This is a genomic window from Streptomyces sp. EDA2-14 (genome assembly GCF_054963755.1).
In genome coordinates this window covers 1-15,826 of sequence record NZ_JBUEGE010000016.1, presented here as the reverse complement: position 1 = coordinate 15,826, position 15,826 = coordinate 1, and the positions used below count along the sequence as shown (strand labels likewise).

The following is a 15,826-nucleotide window of genomic DNA, read 5'->3' as shown; positions in this document are numbered from 1 at the left end:
ATCATGACGAAGGCAATCACGGTCTCCGGACTGCACAAGTCGTTCGGCAGGACCCACGCGCTCGACGGACTCGACCTCGACGTCGAGGCCGGCGAGGTGCACGGCTTCCTCGGTCCGAACGGGGCGGGGAAGTCCACCACCATCCGCGTCCTGCTCGGCCTGCTGCGCGCCGACTCCGGCGCCGTGCAGCTGCTCGGCCGCGACCCCTGGGCCGACGCCGTGGAACTGCACCGCAAGGTCGCCTACGTACCCGGCGACGTGACGCTGTGGCGCAACCTCAGCGGCGGCGAGGTCATCGACCTCTACGGGCGCCTGCATCAGGGGGGCAGCGCGAAGCGCTTCGGTTGGGGTGGTGGCGGGCGACGGGCGGGAGGCCTCGACAAGAAGCGCAGGGCCGAGCTGATCGAGCGCTTCGAACTCGACCCGACGAAGAAGGGCCGCACGTACTCGAAGGGCAACCGGCAGAAGGTCGCCCTCGTCGCCGCCTTCGCCGCGACCGACATCGACGTGCTCATCCTCGACGAGCCCACCTCCGGCCTCGACCCGCTGATGGAGGAGGTCTTCCAGGCTTACGTCGAGGAGGCCACGCGCGAGCACGGGCAGACGGTGCTGCTGTCCTCGCACATCCTCAGCGAGGTGGAGGAGCTGTGCGACCGCGTCAGCATCATCCGCAAGGGCGTGACCGTCGAGAGCGGTTCGCTGGCCGAGCTGCGGCATCTGACGCGGACCAGCGTGACCGCCGAACTGGCGGGCCCGCCGGACGGGTTGGCCGGCCTGCCCGGCGTGCACGATCTCGACGTCCAGGGGAACCGGGTCAAGCTCCAGGTCGACACCGACAAGCTCGACGCCGTGCTGCGCTCGCTCACGGACTCCGGCGTGCGGTCCCTCACCAGCACCCCGCCCACCCTGGAGGAGCTGTTCATGCGGCACTACCAGGAGGACGTCCGCACGCCCGAGGCGGCGGTGTCGCGATGACCGCCCTGGTGAGCGACGGCCGCTACGTGTCGCGGACCGGCGGCGCCCGGCACCTCGCGGGCACCGGGACGCTGCTGCGGCTCGCGCTGCGGCGCGACCGCGTGATGATGCCCGTATGGATCGCCATCACCGCCGTGATGGTCGTGTCGATGCCGAACACGCTGAAGTCGGTGTGGCCGACGGCCGCCGAGCGGGCCGACATCGCGGCGTCCATGAACACCAACGGCTCGATGCGCGCCATGTACGGGCCGGTCTTCGGGGACTCGCTCGGCGCGCTCACGGCCTGGCGCGGGGGCACGTTCGCCGCGGTCTTCGCCGCGATCATGAGCCTGCTCGTCGTCGTACGGCACACCCGGGACGAGGAGGAGAGCGGGCGGCAGGAGCTGGTGTCGTCGGCGATGGTGGGGCGGCGCGCACCGCTGACCGCCGCGCTGCTCGCGGCCCTGGTCGCCAACGGGGTGCTCGCGCTGGTCGTCGCGGGCGGACTGTCCGCACAGGGCGGCGCGGGGGCACTCGCCCTCGGACTGGCGATCGGCGGCTGCGGAATGGCGTTCGCGACGATGGCCGCGATCGTCGCCCAGTTCACGGAGAGCGCGCGGCTCGCGCGCGGACTGACCTCCGCGCTGCTCGGCGTGGCCTTCGTGCTGCGGGCGGCGGGCGACTCGGGCACGAACGACGGCTCGTCGCCGCTCACCTGGATCTCGCCGATCGGCTGGGTCGAGAACATGCGGGCCTTCGCCGACGAGCGCTGGTGGGTGCTGGGGCTCTTCCTCGCCGCCGTCGTGATCCAGGGCGTGGTGGGCTACGAGCTGGCGGGACGCCGCGACATCGGCATGAGCTTCCTGCCGACCCGGCCGGGACCCGCCGAAGGCCGCCTCGGCTCGGCGGGCGCGCTGGCCTGGCGGTTGCAGCGGGGCAGCGTGACCGGCTGGTCGATCGGTTTCCTCGCGGCCGGTGTCGTCTTCGGCGGGATGACCGAGGGGGCGGCCGATCTGGTCGGCGACAGCGCGAACACCAAGGAGATCATCGAGCGGATGGGCGGCCACTCCGGCATCACCGACGCCTTCCTCGGCACGATGGTCGGCATGCTCGGGATGGTCGCCGCGCTCTACGTCGTGCAGGCGGTGCTCCGGCTGAACGGCGAGGAGACCTCGCAGCGGGCCGAACCGGTCCTCGCGAACGCGGTGGGCCGGATCGCCTGGGCCGGCGGCCACCTGGTGATCGCCTTCGCGGGCGCCGCGCTGATCATGCTGCTCGGCGGGGTCGGCCTCGCGGTCGGGTACGGCAAGGAGTTCGGCCCGGTCGTCGGCGCCTGCCTGGTCCAGCTCGCCGCGATCTGGACGCTCGGCGGGGTGGCCGTGCTGCTGTACGGGGTGTGGCCCCGGGCGGCCGTCGCCGCGTGGGCGGCGGCGGGCGCGGCGCTCCTCATCGGCTGGATCGGCCCGGCGCTGAAGCTGCCGCAGGCGGTCATGGACGTCTCGCCGTTCGGTCATCTGCCGAAGCTGCCGGGCGGGGACATGGCGTGGCAGCCGGTGCTGGTGGAGACCGCGCTGACCGTGGTGTTCGTGGTCGTCGGCCTGATCGGGCTGCGCCGCCGGGACCTGTCCACCTGAGGCGCCGACCGCCCGGGCCGAAACCGGCGCCGGACCGTGTGCGTCCTGCTCGACATGGGACAACGCACTCAGGGAGCGCTCGGCTGCCTCACGGCCCTCGTCGGGCTCGGCGCCGGTTTCGCCGTCTGGACAGCCCTCGCGGACGGGCGGCTCCACCGGTTCGAGCAGGGCCCGGACTGGCGGGTGCTCTACGTCGGGCTTCCGGTGTGCCTCGGCGGCGGCATGCTCGCCGGAACCCTGGCCGGGGTCCTGCTGCACCGTCTCCTCAGAGCTCGACGCGCAGCCCCTCAAGACCCCGAATGACGAAGTTCGGCTTGCGCCGCGGCTCGGCGGCAGGCCGCAGCGTCGGCGCCCGGGTGAGCAACGCCTTCATGGAAGCGGCGAGTTCGATCCGGGCGAGCGGGGCGCCGATGCAGTAGTGGATGCCCGCCGAGAAGGAGATGTGCGGGTTGTCGGCGCGGGTCAGGTCCAGGCGGTCCGGGTCGGTGAAGACCGCCGGGTCGTGGTTGGCCGAGCCGAACAGGAGCGCCACCTCGGAGCCGACCGGGATCGTGGTGCCCGCGACCTCGATCTCGTCGAGCACCCAGCGTTCGAAGAGCTGGAGCGGGGTGTCGTAGCGCATCAGCTCCTCGACCGCGGAGGGGATCAGCGAGTGGTCCGCGCGCAGCGCCGCCAGCTGCTCCGGGTGCCGGAACAGGGCCCACCAGCCGTTCACGGTCGCGTTCACCGTGGCCTCGTGTCCCGCGTTGAGGAGCAGGACACAGGTGGAGATCATCTCCTGCTCGGTGAGCCGGGCCCCGTCCTCGTCGTCGCGGGCGGCGATGAGCCCCGAGATCAGGTCGTCGGCGGGGCGGGCGCGCCGGCCGGCGATCAACTCCCGCAGATATTCAGTGAATTCGAGCGACGCGGTGACCGCGGCCCGCGCCGTCTCCTCCGCCGGATTCAGCTCGTACATCCCGCAGATCGCCGCCGACCAGGGCCGCAGCGGCGCCCGGTCGGCTTCGGGGATGCCGAGCATTTCGGCGATGACGGCCACGGGGAGCGGTTCGGCGACGGCCGTGAGCAGGTCGCCGCCGCCGTCGGCCACCAGACCGGCGACGAGTTCGTCCGCCAACTTCTCGACGTAACGCTGGAGTTGCCGCACCGTGCCCGGCGTGAACGCCTTCGAGACCAGGCGGCGGATGCGCGTGTGGTCCGGGGGCTCCAGGTCGAGCATGCCGTGGTCGTTGAGCGTGTGGAACGGCTCGTGCTCGGGCGGCGGCGCCGTGCGGCCGAAGTCCTCGTGCGCGTACCGGTGCTGGTAGGTGCGGCCGAGGCGGCGGTCCCGCAGGAGCGCCGAGACGTCGGCGTGGTGCGGGATCAGGTACTGGTTCGACGACTCGAACCAGTGCACCCGGCCGGCCTCGCGCAGGGCTGCGTAGGCGGGGTACGGGTCGGCGACGAAGGCCTGGGACCAGGGGTCGAACGATTCCACGAGCGCGTCCATGCACGGACGCTAACCGCGCTCACCCCGGCGTGACCAGACGTGCCTCGTACGCGAACACCGCCGCCTGCGTCCGGTCGCGCAGGCCCAGCTTCACCAGCACCCGGCTCACATGCGTCTTGATCGTCGACTCGGCGACCACGAGCCGCTCGGCGATCTCGATGTTCGACAGGCCCTGCGCGATCAGGACGAGCACCTCCGTCTCGCGCTCGGTCAGCTCCCCGTACGCGCCCGCCTGCCGCGACGCCGGGAACCTCGGCGCCTCGGCCAGCTTGGCGAACTCGGTGATCAGCCGGCGGGTCACGGTCGGCGCGAGAAGCGCCTCCCCGCTCGCCACCACCCGTACGCCGTCGGCGAGTTCACGGGCCGAGGCGTCCTTGAGGAGGAACCCAGAGGCCCCCGCCCGCAGCGCCTGGTACACGTACTCGTCCAGGTCGAAGGTGGTCAGCACGAGCACCTTCGTGCCGGCGTCCGCCGCGACGATCTCGCGGGTCGCCTCGATGCCGTTCAGCTCCGGCATGCGGATGTCCATCAGGACGACGTCGGGGCGCAGCTCACGGACCTTCGCGATCGCCTCCACGCCGTTGACCGCCTCGCCGACGACCTCGAAGTCCGGCATGGCGTTCAGCAGCACCGAGAAGCCCTCGCGGACCATCATCTGGTCGTCGGCGACCAGCACACTGATCACGCCTCGTCCTCCGTTCCGGTGGCAGCGGCGGCGACGGGGATGAACACCGTGACCTCGTACCCGCCGTCGGCCGTCTGCGCCGCCGTCATCTCGCCGTCGAGCATGGACACCCGCTCCCGCATGCCCGTAATGCCGTGCCCCGCACCGGGGCTGGGCTTCACCAGTCCGGTCGACGGGCCGTTGACGATCCGGAGGCCGAGGCCCCCGAGGACGTAACTCACCTCGACCACGGCCTGCGCGCCCGGCGCATGCCGCAGCGTGTTGCTCAGCGCCTCCTGCACGATCCGGTACGCCGACAGCTCGACGCCCTGCGGCAGCTCACGGACCGCGCCCGTCACCGTCCTGGTCACGGTCAGGCCCGCCTCCCGCACGTTCTCCAGGAGCTTGTCGAGGTCGGCGAGGGTCGGCTGCGGGGCGTCCGGCGCCTCGTAGTCCTCGGCCCGTACGACACCCAGGACCCGGCGCAGCTCGGTCAGCGCCGCCACCGCGTTCTCCCGGATCGTGACGAAGGCCTGCTCCAGCTCGGGCGGCGGGTTCTCGACGCGGTAGGGCGCCGCCTCCGCCTGGATCGCCACCACCGACATGTGGTGCGCCACCACGTCGTGCAGCTCGCGCGCGATGTTCGTGCGCTCCTCCAGGAGCGTGCGCCGGTCCCGCTCGACGGCGGTGACCGTGCGCTCCTGGACGACCTGGCGCTGCGCCGTGCGGTTGACCTGGACGAGCGCGACGATCGCGACCGCGATGCCGGAGAGCACCGCCATCGGGATCGCGATGCCGCCCTGGATACCGCCGAAGAGCGCCGCGGAGAGCAGCGAGTACAGCGTGGACAGCGCCCACATCCAGGCCGCCGTACGCGGCCGGGTGCGCGCCGCGACCACCATCATCACGACCGTGTGGCCCAGGATGCTGCCGCCCGACCACGGGTAGAGGTCGTCGCTCGTCGCCACCACGAGGACGGGGGCCGCGAGGAGCGAGAGCCACCAGGCGAGGACCGGCCGGAGCAGGGTCAGCGCCACCGGCACCGCGACCACGAGCCCGGCGATCACGGCGAAGACGCTGTCGTCGAGGGCGCCGTAGCTCGCCATGCCCGTGATCAGCGTGAGGAGGGCCAGGCCCAGCACGACGGCGTGCGGGAAGAGACCCAGGTGCTCGCGGACGCGGTCCGGGAACAGCCGGGCCCACGGCCCGTCGGTGCCCGCCCGGGGCAGCGGCCGGTAGGCGCGCACGTCCCGGAACAGGTCCTCGCGCAGCCCCCGCAGCGCCGATGTGGCGAGACTGAACTCGGGGCTGCGCTCGCGCGGGGCCCCGATGGTGGTCGTGTCGGTCATGGCCCTCACGGTAGGTCGCGGCGGTGGCCCGCCGCGTCCGCACGGAGGAGGGTTCGACGGCGTCCGTCGCAAGTACTATGCGCCCGCGCCGGGCCGGGCGCGCGGGCTCACCAGGCCAGTTGGGCGATCTCCTCCGCGACCACCGCGCAGGCGTCCGCCGCCGGGTCGATCAGCGGGAAGTGGCCGACGTCCTCCAGGAACGTGACACCCACGACCTCACCGGCCTTCGCCGCCGCGTCCGCGTACGCCTCGGCCAGCGCGAACGGCACGGTCGTGTCCGTACGCCCCTGCACCACGGTCGTCGCGACACCCGTCGGCAGCAGCTCAGCGGGGTCCGCGTACGGACGCCGCTCGTCGAACAACTCCTTGATGCCGCCCAGGAGTTGGACGGGCGCACCGGCGCAGACCCCCAGCTCCTCGGCGAGCGTGAAGCCCACGAGCGGCGCGAGGGCGACGACACCGCGCAGCGCCGCCGAGTCCGGGGTGCGCCACGGCGCGCCCTCCGGCAGCACGTGCCGGGCGCCCGCCCACAGCGCGAGCTGGCCGCCCGCCGAGTGCCCGGTGACGACGGTGCGCCGCGGGTCGGCCGCCGGCAGGTGCTCGGCGGCGAGCTCGGGCATCGAGTCGAGCGCGGTCGCCACGTCGTCGAAGGTCTCCGGCCAGCGCCCCGCGACGGGACCCTCGACGCCCTGGTGCGGCACGGAGCTTCCCCGCCGGTACTCGACGTTGGCGACGGCGTACCCGCGCCGGGCGAGGTAGTCGCAGAACGGGGTCATGTACTGCCGGTCGTACGGCGCCCGCCACGCGCCGCCGTGCAGGACCACGATCAGCGGGGCCGCCGTCGACCCGTCCCTCGGGGCGTAGAAGTCGACGATCTGATCCGGGTGATCGCCGTACGCGGCGCTGACGTCCGGCGGCGCCGCGGGATGCGAGAAGGCCGACGCCTCCTCCGCCTCCGCGCGGGCGGCGCCCGACTTGTCGGGGTCTGGCATGCTCCAACCTCTCGACATCGTGCGTAAGTTGATGAAATGCGAACGAACCGGCGGGCAGCCGGTGAGTTGCGGGTATGCGGACGCTACCAGGCCCGTGACGTGCGTCAACACGCACAGTGACCGCGCGAACGGGCCGCCCGCCGCGACGCTCGACGCGGCGGACGACCCGTCCTGTTGCCTGTGTCCGGCCGCTAGCCCAGCTCCCGCGCCAGGACCCGCCCGGCCCGCTCCACGTCAGCGAAGGACAGATACAGCGGCGTGAACCCGAAGCGCAGGATGTCCGGCGCCCGGAAGTCGCCGACGACGCCCGCCGCGATCAGCCGGCCCATCACGTCCCCCGCGTCCGCGCACCGCAGCGCCACCTGACTGCCCCGCTCCCCGTGCGCGGCGGGCGTCACCGTCTCGACCCGGCCCTCGGGGACGTACGCCTCGACGCACTCCAGGAAGAAGTCCGTCAGGGCGAGGGACTTGGCACGCACCGCGTCGACCGACACGTCGGGCCGCGTCCAGACCTCCAGGGCGGCCTCCAGCGCCAGCATCGACAGGATGTCCGGCGTACCGACCCGGCCCCGTACGACACCGTCCGCCGCCTCGTACTCGGAGCGCATCCCGAACGGCTCGGCGTGCGAGTTCCACCCCGGCAGCGGTGAGTCGAAGGCCGCCTGGTGCTCGCCGCGCACATACAGGTACGCGGGCGAACCCGGCCCGCCGTTCAGGAACTTGTACGTGCAGCCGACGGCGAGGTCCACGCCGTGCGCGTCGAGCCCGACCGGCAGCGCGCCCGCACTGTGGCACAGGTCCCACACTGAGACCGCGCCCGCCGCGCGGACCGCCGCCGTCAGCGACGGCAGGTCGTGCAGCCGCCCGGTGCGGTAGTCCACCTGGTTCAGCAGCACCGCCGCCGTACGCGGCGACAGCGCGCCCTGCACCTCGCCCGGCTCCACGGCCCGCACCGAACAGCCCGTCAGCCGGGCGGCGGAGGCGGCGATGTAGCCGTCCGTGGGGAACGTCGCGGCGTCGACGAGGATCTCGTCGCGCCCCGCCTCCGGACCGCCCGCGAGACGCACCGCGCCCACAAGTGCCTTGAAGACATTGACACTTGTGGAGTCGCCGACCACGATCTGCCCGGCCGCCGCGCCCACGAGCGGGGCGATCAGATCGCCGATCCGCTCGGGCGCGGTCCACCACCCGGACTCGGTCCAGGACCTGATCCGCAGCTCGCCCCACTGCCGCCGTACGACGTCGTCGACCCGCCCCGGCACGTTCGCGGGCAGCGCGCCCAGCGAGTTCCCGTCCAGGTAGACGCCGTCGTCGTCGAGCACGAAGTCGCCGCGCACGCCCGCGAGCGGGTCCTTCGCGTCCAGTTCGCGCGCCCGCTCGTACAGATCAGACATGGGACCTCGCCGTCCACAGCTCGGGGAACACGTTGTTCCGTGCCCGCTTCTCCAACCAGGCGACACCGGCGGAGCCGCCCGTGCCCGTCTTGGCGCCCATGGCGCGCCGCGTGGCCACCAGATGGTCGTTGCGCCAGCGCCACACCAGTTCGGCCACGTCCGTCAGCGCCTCGCCGAGCCGTGCGAGTTCGTCGTGCTCGTCCCCGGCGTACAGGCGCGTCCACACGCCCTCGACCTCGGGCGACGGCTCGTACCTCAGCGACACGTCACGGTCGAGGACGGCGCGCGGCACCGGGTGGCCGCGCCGGGCGAGCAGCCGCAGCACCTCGTCGTACAGGCTCGGCTCGTGCAGCGCCTTCTCCAGCTCGGCGTGCACCCGCGGCGCGCCGCGGTGCGGCACCAGCATCGACGCCGACTTCTCGCCGAGCAGGAACTCCATGCGCCGGTACATCGCCGACTGGAATCCGCTGCCCTCGCCGAGCGCGGACCGGTACGAGTTGAACTGGGCCGGAGTGAGCTGGGCGAGCGGCCGCCACGAGGCGTTGAGCGCCTCCAGCTCGCGCACGGAACGCTTCAGGGCCGCCACCGCGGTCGGCACGTCGTCGGTGCCGAGGGCGCGGGCCGCGGTCTCCCACTCGTGCACGACGACGGTGAACCACAGCTCCATGACCTGGGTCGTGACCAGGAAGACCATCTCGCCGGGATCGTCCGAGCGAAGGTGCTGGAGGTGGGTGAGCACGTCCGCCTGTACGTAGTCCTCGTACGGGGTCGTGCCCGCGAAGTCGAGATGCGGGGTGGCAGGCGCTTCGGCCTCGTGATCCGCGTCGTGGGACATCGCTGTCTCCTGTTGTGTACTCCGGGTAGCGGTCCGCCCTGCCGTTACCGGCACGGGGCCCCGGTCCCCACGTGCATCCTCCGTAATCGTCCCCGCAAACGGCAAGGCCCGCCCGATCACGACGGACCGGCGGGCCTTGACGGGGCAGGAAGGGCTCAGGTCAGCGTCTGCGCCGCCGACTCCGAGGAGTCCTTCAGGAACTGTGTGCAGCGCTCGTACTCCGCCTGCTCGCCGATCTCGCCCGCGGCCCTCGCGAGGGCGTGCAGCGCGCGCAGGAAGCCGCGGTTGGGCTCGTGCTCCCAAGAGATTGGCGGAACTTGTGCCCCTAATGCGGGTTGCCCTGGGAGGGTCGGAGCATGACCGAGCAGGAATGGCTGGACAGCGTGGCAGCTCAGTTGCCGGAGCGGGATCTGGAGTGGGTGCTGGACCTCGCCCGGATCTGCTCGACGAAATGGACGGCGGACAAGGCCCCGACGGGAGAGGCGGTCGCTGCGCTTGGCGGCTGCTCGGACTCACTAGACGATACGGAATCGGCAGTGCACCAGGGCACGTCCGCTGCGGCCGACGGCATCTGAAGTCACGGTCTGGCACTCGGCCCACTTCCCGACACTCCTGTGGAGCCCACACCCAAATGCAACGGATTGAAAGTGTCCGCGATCTTGTGCTGGGTGGTCGCGGGCGCTGATTCATTGTCCGGAAACACCTGGTCAGACAGCTATTGCTGGATGGCTGGGTCTACCGCGTGACGGGCTGTGGGGGCACGTCCGCTCATGCATGGCGGACCGCCCTCACAGGGAGAACAGCACTTCCTGGTAGCGACCAGTGATGACTACCCACCGAAGGACGACGAGGAAGAGAGGCAACTGCTCAGGCTGACGACGTCGATGTGGGCTGACCATCCCGCACAGGGCACGTCAATGAAGCCGTCTGGGGCAGGCCGCTACGGGACTGTATGTGGCACCACCTGGCCGCCCGGAGGGCGCAACCGGTCATTGTCCGCCCCGTTCAGGGCAATCGGTTCGTTGCCCGACGGGGGTCACTAACGTCGATCCCTCAAGCCGCACCCCGTCTGCACGAGATAGAAGAGGGATGCAATGCCCCCGCCGATGCACGCGCAAGTTCTCGGCCTCCCCGTGGAGCGGATGCGACTGGGGGACCACGCGTTCGCCAGCTACGAAGACGACGAGGCGCGCTGGGGCATCCTCATCGCCTTCGCGCACCACGGGTTGGTCCGCGGTGAGAAAGTCGTCATGCTCGCCGACCCCGATGTCCCGCGCGACGAAGTGTACGAGCGGATGCACACCCACAGTCCGGTAACCGAAGCAGCCCGCGCGCGTGGGCAGCTGGAGTTCAGCAGCATGCGCGAGCTGATCCTCCCCGACACCCGGTTCACGGCCGAACGACAGGTCGGCAGACTGTGGAAGGAGACCGATCGCGCCTGCGCGCAAGGCTATGCGGGCCTCAGGTCGGTCATCGACATGGCCTGGGTTCAAGATCTGGGCCCTGCCGTTGAGGACGTCATGCACCGTGAGACCCACGCCGACGCGCTGTTCACCGACCACCGCTACGCCGAGATCTGCACCTACGACCGTCGGCGCTTCACCCCCGAGGTTGTCGAGGCCATGCGGGCCGGTCACCCGGTCGCGTTGCTGGAAAGTCTCGGCGCGCTGGAGGCCGCGCATACGGTCAACGGGCTGCGGCTGGCTGGTGATGCCGACGTGGCCACCCGCACGCAGTTGCAGACCGAAGTACGTACGGCGCTTGCGCACAGCCAAACGGCCCCCCGCTTCCTGCTGGACCTCACCCACCTGTGCTTCCTGGGCGTGGACAGTGCGGCGCTGCTGCTGCGCCTGGTAGCGGCGGACAGAGGCTGCGGGCGGGTGGAAATCCGTTGCAGGCACACGCAGGCGAAAGTGCTCCGCCTGCTCGGCGCCGACACGCTCGACCGGCTGCTCCTGTGCGAGGTGCCGGCATGACGACCAATCACGTGGCCGTGTCGCTCCAAGCGCCCCTGCTCGAAGCTCGCTTCACCGCCGTCGACCTGCCCACATTGCGCTTTCGCGTAGCAGAGTGCGCCGAACGCAGTGGGCTGTGTGAGTCCCGCCGGCACGACTTCGTCCTCGCCGTCCACGAAGTGCTGGCCAATGCGGTCGAACATGGCGGTGGGGAAGGCCACCTGGTGACCTACAACGGCGACGGGATGCTGCACTGCCAAATCACCGACAAGGGGCCCGGCTTCACCGCGGACAGTATCCCGTCCGAGCTGCCGGAGATCGAGGCAGACGAAGGCGGCCGGGGCCTGTGGCTGACCCGGCACCTGACCGACCAACTCGACATCGAACTCGGCGACGTGGGAGCCATCGTCACCGTCGCGCTCACCCTGAGAACCTGATCCAAGAGGCAGGGCGAGGGAATCCAGGCCGAGCGAGTGGTCAGCCTCGGGTGGATGCGGTCCCCGGCCATGGCCTGCGCGGTGCCGTAGCGGTCGGTGACCTGCACCGTCTCGGCGTCGGGCTCGCTCCAGGTATCGGGCTTGGCGAAGCGGAACTCCTTGCCGTGCTTCGGCGGCCGACCGCCCTGGGGGTAGGCCGCGGCGTCCTCCTTCAGTGTGGGCGCCGTGACCGCGGCGGTGTTCGGCCAGCAGCGTCAGATCGACCTGCGAGGTCACCGGCCCGTTCTCGCAGAGCAGCGTGTGTCAGGGGTTCTAGGACGGCCTTTTTGGCCGGTGGCTTGGCGAGGGCGCGCACCCGCCCGTAGGCCGCTTCCTCATGCTGAATGCCGGGGAACCGCACACCGGGAGTCCGGCCGATCCGTCGTGGTGGGACTACCGGGTCTACTACCTGACACCCGAGCTGCTGGTCTCCATCCGCGGTGAACCCGTTGCGTCTGCTTGCTGTTGCTGCGAGACAGCGCGCCACGCCCCCAATGGCGTGAACGGACCAATCCGGACGCGCTACCAGAACGGATTCCGGTCATGGACGACGACGCACGACACGAGCCGCTGCGCGGCATCAAACGCTTGTCGCTGGGTGCGCTCAGCGGGCTGCTCGCAGGATATGCGGCCATTGCCGTGGCGGAACTGGTTTCGGCGGCTGTCCGCCCTGAGTCCGGTCCTGTCATCGCGGTCGGTGGTGCGGCGATCGACCGTACCCCGCCCGCGGTGAAGGACTGGGCGATCCGGCAGTTCGGCACCAACGACAAGCTCGTTCTCCAGCTCGGAATTCTCGCCGTGCTGACCGCGCTGGCACTTGTTCTGGGGATGCTGGCCACGCGGTGGCGGCTGATCGGCTCGCTCGGTGTCCTCGCCTTCGGTGTGGTCGGCGCGCTCGCCGCAACCGGCCGGCCCGACTCGAGCGGCGTCAGCGACGCACTGCCTTCCGTCGTAGGTGCCGTGGCTGGCGCCTGCTTGCTGTACTGGCTGATCGGAAGGCTGGGGCGCACCGGTCGGGCAGCGCACGGGCCGAGGACAACGAATACGGGTGGCACCGGCGCCGTCGAAGGGGACGCCCGCACAGACGGCGGCGCGACGTCCGCCCACCCCGAGGACGGCCTGGGCGATTCCGGGTGGGACCGGCGTGGCTTCATCCTCGCGGCCACCGCTGCGGCTGCCGCCTCCACCGGCGCCGGCCTCGCCGGGCGCGCGCTCAACGGTTCCCAGGGCCAGAGCGCTGTCGCCTCTCGCAAGGACGTCGTGCTTCCCGCCCCGTCCTCGAAGGCGGCTCCCGTGCCGAAGGGCGCGGCGCTGAGGATCAAGGACATCAGCCCGTTCATGACGTCCAATGGTGACTTCTACCGTGTCGACACCGCCCTCGTGGTGCCCAAGGTCGACGCCACCTCCTGGCGGCTGCGCATCCACGGCAAGGGGGTCGCCCGCGAACGGACCCTGTCCTTCGACGACTTGCTCAAGATGCCGCTCATCGAGCGAAACATCACCCTGACCTGTGTGTCGAACGAAGTAGGAGGCCCCTACGTCGGCAACGCCCGCTGGATCGGCGTCCACCTGGCCGACCTGCTCCGGGAGTGCGGGGTGCAGCCGCCGTCCAAGGGTGGCCCCGCGGACCAGTTGGTGGCCCGCTCGGTGGACGGCATGACCATCGGCAGCCCGGTCGACGACGTCATGGACGGCCGCGACGCCATGCTCGCCGTCGGCATGAACGGCCAGCCGCTGCCTTTCGAGCACGGCTTCCCCGTCCGCATGCTCGTCCCCGGCCTCTACGGCTACGTCTCCGCCTGCAAATGGATCCAGGACATCGAACTGACCACGTTCGACGCCTACGACCCCTACTGGGTCAAGCGGGACTGGGCCCAGCGCGCCCCTATCAAGACCCAGTCCCGCATCGACACCCCCAAGCCCTTCGCCCGCCCCAAGTCCGGTGCCGTCATGGTGGGCGGGGTCGCCTGGGCCCAGCACCGCGGCATCGACAAGGTCGAAGTACGGGTCGACGACGGGCCGTGGGAGGAAGCTCGCCTCGCCGTCGAAGACACCCGCGACACCTGGCGCCAGTGGTCCTATGCCTGGGACGCCCCCAAGGGCGGCCACACCCTGACGGTCCGGGCGACCGACCGTACGGGCGAGACGCAGACCGAAAAGCGCGCCCCGACCATCCCCGACGGCGCCTCCGGCTGGCATTCAGTTGTTGTCACAGTCGATTAGAGCCGGACGCAAGGAAACGCACACGGACGAACCCCGGCATCCGCCGTCGTCATGGCTATGAGTTACTGGGGGCTTCGACCCCATCAAGCCGCTGCCCAGCGGTAGCCGGAAGGCCGCACATGACGGAAACCATCGACGTCGGAGAAAACCCAGCGAGCAAACCTGACCTCGAAAAACTCATGGCGGCAGTAGGGCAGGGCGACCGGGAAGCCTTCGCCGCTCTGTACGACGACGTAGCTGGGCCCGTGTTCGGCACCGTGCGCAGGGTCCTGCGCGATCACGCGCAGTCCGAGGAGGTGGCCCAGGAAGTCCTCGTCGAGGTGTGGCGCACCGCTGTCGGCTACCGCCCGGAGCGCGGCACGGTCATCAATTGGATTCTCACTCTGGCCCACCGGCGCGCCATCGACCGCGTCCGCTCCGTGGAGTCGGCGGCCGCCCGCGACCACAAGGACGCGCTCCTGGCGCGCACGCCGGAGTTCGACGAGGTCAGCGAGCAGGTGGAGGCCCGCTTCGAACGTGAGCAGCTGCGGCGTTGTCTGCAGTCGCTCAGCGAGATCCAGCGTCAGTCCGTGACGCTGGCCTACTACGAGGGCCTCACCTACAAGGAAGTCGCCAGCACACTGTCCACGCCATTGGGCACGATCAAGACGCGGCTGCGGGACGGACTCATCCGGCTTCGCGACTGCTTGGGGGTGACAGCATGACCGCCACGTCCGACCTGCACACGCTCACCGGCGCGTACGCGCTGGACGCGCTGGAGGACGATGAACGCCGGGTGTTCGAGAAGCACCTGGCCCAGTGTGAGTCCTGCGACCAAGAGGTGCGCGAGCTCTCCGCGACGGCGGGGCGGCTGGGACTCGCCGCTTCACTGCCGGCGCCGCCTCGTCTGAAAGCTCAGGTCATGAGGCAGATCACCGAGGTGCGGCAGGACCCGCCGGACACTCCGGCGGCTGTGCTGTCCCGTCATGTCCGGCGCGGGCACGCCCTACGCTGGGCGCTCGCTGTCTGCATGGCCGGCGTTGCCGCGCTCGGCGGCACAACGCTGTGGCAGCACCAGCAGGCCGATCAGGCCCGCCAGGAAGCACGAGCCACGCAGGCCCGGGCCGAGCGGATAGCCCGCGTGCTCGCCGCACCGGATGCCAAGGTGGCCTCGGTGGCCGTCGAGGGCGGCGCGCGCGGCTCGGTGGTCGTCTCGCACGACAGCGACAAGGCCGTCTTCATCGCCTCGGGTATGGCCGCTCCCCCTAAGGGCAAGGTGTACCAGTTGTGGTTCGCCGACGGTGACCACATGCGCCCGGCCGGCCTGATGAACCCCTCTCGCCCCGATCAGAGCGTCCTGATGTCCGGTGCCGTCGGCGACGCCTCGGGCATGGGCGTCACTCTCGAACCGGCCGGGGGCTCGAAGCAGCCCAGCACGGCGCCGGTGGCCCTGCTGTCCCTCCCGGCCTGAACCGGCACGGCCGCGCAAGGGCGCGAGACCGCGCCGGAACGTGTCGGGGGTGTGGCCGGTGTCGATGGAGTGGACGGTGGCGTTCGAGGTGCCGCCCTCCAGCGACTGGCGGCCGGCGTCGGCCTGCACGTGATCGCGGCGACCGCGTGCAGGCTGTGGTCGCACGCGGATCACTCTTTTGGGGAGGTGACCAATCCGCGGCACGGGGCGCACCGGATTCCCGGTGATGAGGGCGAATGGCCCTCACGGTTCTGATCGTTGAGGGATTGCCATGCAGACTCGCGTCCGTCGTGTCGCCGTTGCCGTTGCTGCCGCCGCCATGCTGCCCGTGGCCCTGACCGCCTGCTCCAACAGCGACTCCAAGGACAAGGCCTCCGACAGTTCCTCGTCGGCCTCCTCGAAGAAGTCGGACAC

The 15,826-nt window shown here is 71.0% G+C and carries 15 protein-coding genes and 2 pseudogenes; 9 read left to right on the top strand and 8 right to left on the bottom strand.

What is annotated here, in order from left to right; genetic code table 11:
• Nucleotides 1–3 precede the first annotated feature (3 nt).
• From ACY34M_RS30145 to ACY34M_RS30135, 3 genes are read left to right on the top strand one after another with little or no spacing between them, the layout of a single operon-like run.
• Nucleotides 4–975, top strand: a complete 972-nt coding sequence (locus ACY34M_RS30145; RefSeq protein ID WP_462721640.1) for an ABC transporter ATP-binding protein — start codon at nucleotides 4–6, stop codon at nucleotides 973–975.
• A complete protein-coding gene (locus ACY34M_RS30140; RefSeq protein ID WP_462721641.1) occupies nucleotides 972–2,588 on the top strand; it encodes an ABC transporter permease in 1,617 nt (538 codons plus the stop codon). Before ACY34M_RS30145 ends, ACY34M_RS30140 begins: the two co-directional genes overlap by 4 nt.
• A 54-nt stretch (nucleotides 2,589–2,642) precedes the next feature.
• Nucleotides 2,643–2,891, top strand: a complete 249-nt coding sequence (locus tag ACY34M_RS30135; protein ID WP_462721642.1) for a hypothetical protein — start codon at nucleotides 2,643–2,645, stop codon at nucleotides 2,889–2,891.
• Here ACY34M_RS30135 and ACY34M_RS30130 read toward each other — a convergent pair.
• The 7 genes and pseudogenes from ACY34M_RS30130 to ACY34M_RS30100 form a co-directional block, all read right to left on the bottom strand.
• Nucleotides 2,854–4,074 carry a cytochrome P450 gene (locus tag ACY34M_RS30130; RefSeq protein ID WP_462721643.1) on the bottom strand — a complete coding sequence of 407 codons (1,221 nt, stop codon included), beginning with the start codon at nucleotides 4,072–4,074 and terminating at the stop codon, nucleotides 2,854–2,856. The two genes, ACY34M_RS30135 and ACY34M_RS30130, sit on opposite strands and share 38 nt — an antisense overlap.
• A 19-nt stretch (nucleotides 4,075–4,093) precedes the next feature.
• Nucleotides 4,094–4,759 (bottom strand): response regulator, encoded by a 666-nt coding sequence (locus ACY34M_RS30125; RefSeq protein ID WP_462721644.1) that lies wholly within the window; start codon nucleotides 4,757–4,759, stop codon nucleotides 4,094–4,096.
• Nucleotides 4,756–6,087: a sensor histidine kinase gene (locus tag ACY34M_RS30120; protein ID WP_462721645.1), complete on the bottom strand. Its 1,332-nt coding sequence runs from the start codon at nucleotides 6,085–6,087 to the stop codon at nucleotides 4,756–4,758. Before ACY34M_RS30120 ends, ACY34M_RS30125 begins: the two co-directional genes overlap by 4 nt.
• A gap of 107 nt (nucleotides 6,088–6,194) precedes the next feature.
• A complete protein-coding gene (locus ACY34M_RS30115; protein WP_462721646.1) occupies nucleotides 6,195–7,079 on the bottom strand; it encodes an alpha/beta hydrolase in 885 nt (294 codons plus the stop codon).
• Nucleotides 7,080–7,270: 191 nt separating this feature from the next.
• On the bottom strand, nucleotides 7,271–8,473 hold the full coding sequence (gene kynU, locus ACY34M_RS30110; protein ID WP_462721647.1) for a kynureninase: 1,203 nt from the start codon (nucleotides 8,471–8,473) through the stop codon (nucleotides 7,271–7,273).
• Nucleotides 8,466–9,308 (bottom strand): tryptophan 2,3-dioxygenase family protein, encoded by an 843-nt coding sequence (locus ACY34M_RS30105; RefSeq protein WP_462721648.1) that lies wholly within the window; start codon nucleotides 9,306–9,308, stop codon nucleotides 8,466–8,468. Before ACY34M_RS30105 ends, kynU begins: the two co-directional genes overlap by 8 nt.
• A 155-nt stretch (nucleotides 9,309–9,463) precedes the next feature.
• A pseudogene (locus ACY34M_RS30100) lies at nucleotides 9,464–9,619 on the bottom strand (DUF3151 family protein); the annotation flags it as partial.
• A gap of 45 nt (nucleotides 9,620–9,664) precedes the next feature.
• On the opposite strand from ACY34M_RS30100, the gene ACY34M_RS30095 reads away from it, so the two are divergent.
• From ACY34M_RS30095 to ACY34M_RS30085, 3 genes are all read left to right on the top strand, one after another.
• Nucleotides 9,665–9,883: a hypothetical protein gene (locus ACY34M_RS30095; RefSeq protein WP_462721649.1), complete on the top strand. Its 219-nt coding sequence runs from the start codon at nucleotides 9,665–9,667 to the stop codon at nucleotides 9,881–9,883.
• A gap of 519 nt (nucleotides 9,884–10,402) precedes the next feature.
• On the top strand, nucleotides 10,403–11,284 hold the full coding sequence (locus ACY34M_RS30090; RefSeq protein ID WP_462721650.1) for an MEDS domain-containing protein: 882 nt from the start codon (nucleotides 10,403–10,405) through the stop codon (nucleotides 11,282–11,284).
• Complete coding sequence (locus tag ACY34M_RS30085; protein WP_462721651.1) at nucleotides 11,281–11,700, top strand: ATP-binding protein; 420 nt, start codon at nucleotides 11,281–11,283, stop codon at nucleotides 11,698–11,700. Before ACY34M_RS30090 ends, ACY34M_RS30085 begins: the two co-directional genes overlap by 4 nt.
• 20 nt (nucleotides 11,701–11,720) lie before the next feature.
• Here the strand turns inward: ACY34M_RS30085 and ACY34M_RS30080 are convergent.
• Nucleotides 11,721–11,921: pseudogene (locus tag ACY34M_RS30080) on the bottom strand (transposase); the annotation flags it as partial.
• Between the two features lie 361 nt (nucleotides 11,922–12,282).
• Here ACY34M_RS30080 and ACY34M_RS30075 point away from each other — a divergent pair.
• The 3 genes from ACY34M_RS30075 (at nucleotide 12,283) to ACY34M_RS30065 (ending at nucleotide 15,412) form a co-directional block, all read left to right on the top strand.
• On the top strand, nucleotides 12,283–13,962 hold the full coding sequence (locus tag ACY34M_RS30075; RefSeq protein WP_462721652.1) for a sulfite oxidase: 1,680 nt from the start codon (nucleotides 12,283–12,285) through the stop codon (nucleotides 13,960–13,962).
• 119 nt (nucleotides 13,963–14,081) lie between these two features.
• Complete coding sequence (locus ACY34M_RS30070; RefSeq protein WP_422476174.1) at nucleotides 14,082–14,666, top strand: sigma-70 family RNA polymerase sigma factor; 585 nt, start codon at nucleotides 14,082–14,084, stop codon at nucleotides 14,664–14,666.
• On the top strand, nucleotides 14,663–15,412 hold the full coding sequence (locus ACY34M_RS30065) for an anti-sigma factor (protein WP_462721653.1): 750 nt from the start codon (nucleotides 14,663–14,665) through the stop codon (nucleotides 15,410–15,412). The genes ACY34M_RS30070 and ACY34M_RS30065 overlap by 4 nt, the downstream gene beginning before the upstream one ends.
• Nucleotides 15,413–15,826: the final 414 nt, after the last annotated feature.

Bases quoted from the DNA above. Each gene is read 5' to 3' on its own strand.
- ACY34M_RS30090 (WP_462721650.1), top strand. From the start codon at position 10,403: ATGCCCCCGCCGATGCACGCGCAAGTTCTCGGCCTCCCCGTGGAGCGG.
- ACY34M_RS30120 (WP_462721645.1), bottom strand. From the start codon at position 6,087: ATGACCGACACGACCACCATCGGGGCCCCGCGCGAGCGCAGCCCCGAG.
- ACY34M_RS30115 (WP_462721646.1), bottom strand. From the start codon at position 7,079: ATGCCAGACCCCGACAAGTCGGGCGCCGCCCGCGCGGAGGCGGAGGAG.
- ACY34M_RS30095 (WP_462721649.1), top strand. From the start codon at position 9,665: ATGACCGAGCAGGAATGGCTGGACAGCGTGGCAGCTCAGTTGCCGGAG.
- ACY34M_RS30070 (WP_422476174.1), top strand. From the start codon at position 14,082: ATGACGGAAACCATCGACGTCGGAGAAAACCCAGCGAGCAAACCTGAC.
- ACY34M_RS30145 (WP_462721640.1), top strand. From the start codon at position 4: ATGACGAAGGCAATCACGGTCTCCGGACTGCACAAGTCGTTCGGCAGG.
- ACY34M_RS30075 (WP_462721652.1), top strand. From the start codon at position 12,283: ATGGACGACGACGCACGACACGAGCCGCTGCGCGGCATCAAACGCTTG.
- ACY34M_RS30085 (WP_462721651.1), top strand. From the start codon at position 11,281: ATGACGACCAATCACGTGGCCGTGTCGCTCCAAGCGCCCCTGCTCGAA.
- ACY34M_RS30105 (WP_462721648.1), bottom strand. From the start codon at position 9,308: ATGTCCCACGACGCGGATCACGAGGCCGAAGCGCCTGCCACCCCGCAT.
- ACY34M_RS30130 (WP_462721643.1), bottom strand. From the start codon at position 4,074: ATGGACGCGCTCGTGGAATCGTTCGACCCCTGGTCCCAGGCCTTCGTC.
- ACY34M_RS30065 (WP_462721653.1), top strand. From the start codon at position 14,663: ATGACCGCCACGTCCGACCTGCACACGCTCACCGGCGCGTACGCGCTG.
- ACY34M_RS30135 (WP_462721642.1), top strand. From the start codon at position 2,643: ATGGGACAACGCACTCAGGGAGCGCTCGGCTGCCTCACGGCCCTCGTC.
- kynU (WP_462721647.1), bottom strand. From the start codon at position 8,473: ATGTCTGATCTGTACGAGCGGGCGCGCGAACTGGACGCGAAGGACCCG.
- ACY34M_RS30140 (WP_462721641.1), top strand. From the start codon at position 972: ATGACCGCCCTGGTGAGCGACGGCCGCTACGTGTCGCGGACCGGCGGC.